This window comes from Komagataeibacter melaceti, from assembly GCF_003403295.1.
In the GTDB taxonomy this organism is placed as follows: Bacteria; Pseudomonadota; Alphaproteobacteria; order Acetobacterales; family Acetobacteraceae; genus Komagataeibacter; species Komagataeibacter melaceti.
The window spans coordinates 1-1,834 of the sequence record NZ_QUWV01000067.1 but is presented as its reverse complement, the minus strand read 5'-3'; the positions used below and the strand labels follow the sequence as shown (position 1 = coordinate 1,834).

1 protein-coding gene is annotated in these 1,834 nt (G+C 41.8%); it reads left to right on the top strand.

Features of this window, described 5'->3' with window-relative positions; all coding sequences use genetic code 11:
• Window positions 1-777 precede the first annotated feature (777 nt).
• Window positions 778-1,701 carry a replication protein RepA gene (locus DY926_RS08665; protein WP_116703007.1) on the top strand — a complete coding sequence of 308 codons (924 nt, stop codon included), beginning with the start codon at window positions 778-780 and terminating at the stop codon, window positions 1,699-1,701.
• Window positions 1,702-1,834 lie beyond the last annotated feature (133 nt).

Genomic DNA, 1,834 nt, shown 5'->3' with positions numbered 1-1,834 from the left:
ATGATCTGGTCCTGCGTGAAACATGATCTCTTCATTGTCTGTCTCCGGTTGGACAGACCTTACTCAAAAACGAGGGCATTTCACGGGGCAGGATCACCCAATTTCAGGGGAGAGTGATTCACAACGACACCACCTCACCAAATCACACATCTGATTCATTAAACTCTTAACTATCTTGACCGGTTTTCTTTGTTTGCACACTTCAGTTCGCTTGAAGCTAGTTCTGCCTTCTCGTTCACTATATCCTGAATGGCACCAACAAAATCAAGCGTTCGATATTGTCATGATCGATGGCATCCCAATGGATCTACGTATTCATAGCTATATGTCACATAGAACACCCTTTAATATTTCCTGGAAGATCTAAGTGATTTGGTGAGAAGTCCGTGTGATCTGGTGATTTTCAATTATGGGTACACCTTACATAAGAAGCGTTATCCTGAGTGATTTAGTGAGCAAACTAATATATATACTAATAATAACAATTAGCTCACTCACCAGATCACACGGACTTCTCACCAAACCACACGTCTTGATGAGACATGCACTCTCTAAAATGAAAAACAAAAATCAAAATAAATAATACAACACAATTAATAATTAATAAAAATTTTCTTCAGTTAATTTGCAATATTACAGGCATATAAATTAAATATAAATATGTTAAATAAAGTGGCCTACTTGAAGAGGTGAGAAATATTCAGATATCACCAAAACACACACTGACATTCTTTCGCCGAATATGCAATTCATAACCAGCCTAAGAGGAAAGCAACTATGGCCACGATCCATGATCTGTTAGAAACTCGCGGCAAGCAACATGCTTTGGATTTTGGTCTGGATCGTGACATTGTTGAAGCTGCATCAGCATATATGTCTGATGAAGAAAATGGACTTGGATTTATTTACTCAGGTTGGGCACAGTGTGCGCTCCCCCATCGGCGGCTAAAACCGAGCGAACCGTGGCAAATGGCATCAGACAGAGTCCGCCTTATTATTCAGCCTGGAATTAAACCTGTTGGCCAAACAGGAGAACTAGCTCACGTTGGTGTCCCATTTGGAGCTCATGGAAGGCTTATACTTCTATTTCTTCAGACAGAAGCCATACGTACTAATTCCCGTGAAATCGAATTAGGGAAGAGCCTCCGACAATGGATGAAACGGATTGGAATCTCTCCTAGTGGTTCTGCAGCAAGATCCGTAAAAGATCAGGCCGAACGTATAAGCCGCTGCAGACTCAGTTTTCATATCAATGACGGTAAAGGTGCCAATGCTCTGGTAAACCAAGCTATTGTAGACGGAGCATTATTCATAGATGAACCACATTGTGGAGCAGGATCTACCAGTATTGAGGTAGCAAAACTTTCTGAAGGATATTACGAACAATTACGTAAACACCCAGTCCCTGTTCATGAAGCTGCAGTCAGAGCCATTTCCAACAATTCAGCGGCTCTCGATGTCTATGTCTGGTTAGCCTACAGGCTCCACGTTCTTCAGGGGCGGAAACTTGTCACATGGGCTGCACTTAAAGCACAATTTGGATCTGGTTATAAAGAACTCTTCCATTTCAAGTCTAAATGGCAAAAACCTCTCTCTTTAGCTTTGGCCGTATATCCTGATGCCCGGGTTGAAATTACAGATGAAGGCGTTATTCTTATGCCCTCACCTGCACCAGTCAAACCAAAGCGCATAAGTATTTAAGAGTCTGTTAGAAAATCGGCGAGATGTGATTTAAGCTACAGGATATAGGCTCAGGACTCATTCCTTGAGATAGAAGATGAAGCTTGCTGCGATGTGGATTGCAGACATGAATGTATGAGCACAGCGGTCGTAT